Here is a 1,778-nt window from a genome sequence, read left to right as displayed (position 1 = left end):
ACAAGAGGAGTGGGACTCACGGAGCATCTTGAGGTATGCGGAGCGCGCCATGAAGACGCCCACCGCCCTCCCCTTCGTCCTCGCGCAGGCGCCGTCGCCGCAGCCCACCCTTCCGCCCCAGCAGCCGACGCAGCCCGGGGTGCCGGAGACGGGCACGCCCCCGGTGGCCCCCGAGGCCGGTGGCCCCTTCGGGCAGATTGTCGGCATCACCGTGGTGGTGCTGTTCGTGGCGCTGATGGCGCTCGCGGCCCGCAAGCTCTTCTTCAAGCGCCGTCCCGAGCTGCCCGGCAGGCCCACGCCTCCGGTGGTGCCGCCCACGAAGGACAAGCCCGCGCTGCCCGCGGAGCGGCCGGAGCTGCGTGTGGAGCTGCCGCCCTCCCAGGCCGAGCTGGCGAGGCTGCGAGAGGCGGAGCAGATCCACTCCCGCGCCGAGGCGCTCGCCCGCCAGCGCGCGGAGACCGAGCGGGCCGCGAAGGCCACCACGGACGCCGCCGAGCGCACCCGCCTGGAGGCCGAGGTCCGCGCCCTCAAGGAGCGTGAGGAGGAGGAGAAGCGCGCCGAGTACCGCGCGAAGAAGGCCGCGGAGGACGAGGCGAAGGAGCGGCGCAAGCGCGAGCGCGAGGAGGCCGAGCGCCTGCTGGCCGAGCAGAAGGCCCGCGAGGCGGCGGCCATCGAAGAAGCCCGTCGCGCGGAGGAGGCGGCGGCGCGCGCGAAGATTGAAGCCGAGGCCGGGCGGACGCTGGCGCAGGGCCTGGACAAGACGCGCAGCCAGGGCTTCATGGCGCGGCTCAACGGCCTGTTCGGCTCGAGCCGTCAGGTGGACGAGTCCGTCCTGGCCGAGCTGGAGGAGATCCTCTTCACCGCGGACATCGGCGTGCGCACCGCGTCCAGCCTGGTGGAGGTGGCGCGCGAGAAGCTCAAGCGCAACGAGCTGGGCAACCCGGACCGCATCAAGGGCGTCATCCGCGAGGAGGTGGCGCGCATCGTGGACCTGCCGGTGCCACGCTCGCTGGAGGGTGGAGGCCCGCCGCACGTGGTGATGGTGGTGGGCGTCAACGGCGCGGGCAAGACGACCACCATCGGCAAGCTGGCGGCGAAGCTGACGGGCCAGGGCAAGAAGGTGGTGCTGGCCGCGGGCGACACCTTCCGTGCCGCCGCCACCGAGCAGCTCGACGTGTGGGCGGACCGCGCGAAGGCGGAGCTGGTGAAGGGGCCCGAGGGCTCCGACCCCAGCTCGGTCATCTTCGAGGCCATCAAGAAGGCGAAGGAGATGGGCGCCGACGTGGTCATCGCGGACACGGCGGGCCGGCTCCACACCAAGGTGAACCTGATGGACGAGCTCAAGAAGGTGCGGCGCGTCATCGACAAGGCCCTGCCCGGGGCGCCCCACGAGGTACTGCTGGTGCTCGACTCCACCAACGGCCAGAACGCCATCCAGCAGGCCAAGCAGTTCCACGAGGCGGTGGGCGTCACCGACATCGCGCTCACGAAGCTGGATGGCACCGCCAAGGGCGGCGTCATCATCGGCATCTGCGACGAGCTGAAGCTGCCCGTGGTGTGGGTGGGCGTCGGCGAGAAGGTCGCCGACCTGCGCCGCTTCGAGCCCCGGGAGTTCGTCCAGGCGCTGTTCGACTAGGCGCTACTCCATCTCCTTCCTTCCGTCATGCGTCACCCTTCGCTGTCTTGGGGCTTCACCTCGCGCGCATGCCGCAGGTCCTCCAGGAAGAACGCCTCCATCCGCCGCGCGGCCTCGTCGTCCTGGAGCACCAACGAGCCTT

The 1,778-nt window shown here is 71.4% G+C and carries 1 protein-coding gene; it reads left to right on the top strand.

Annotation, left to right across the window (positions count from 1 at the left end; translation table 11 throughout):
- The first annotated feature begins 49 nt into the window (after positions 1–49).
- On the top strand, positions 50–1,636 hold the full coding sequence (gene ftsY, locus VF697_RS42750; protein ID WP_331104452.1) for a signal recognition particle-docking protein FtsY: 1,587 nt from the start codon (positions 50–52) through the stop codon (positions 1,634–1,636).
- Positions 1,637–1,778 lie beyond the last annotated feature (142 nt).

Origin of the sequence: Archangium sp. (genome assembly GCF_036388035.1) — a bacterium.
Classification (GTDB): domain Bacteria; phylum Myxococcota; class Myxococcia; order Myxococcales; family Myxococcaceae; genus Archangium.
Note: the sequence above shows the minus strand (reverse complement) of the source record. Positions and strands in the feature narration are given on the sequence as shown.

Excerpts from the sequence above, each read along its gene's own strand:
- ftsY (WP_331104452.1), top strand. The coding sequence starts at position 50 with ATGAAGACGCCCACCGCCCTCCCCTTCGTCCTCGCGCAGGCGCCGTCG.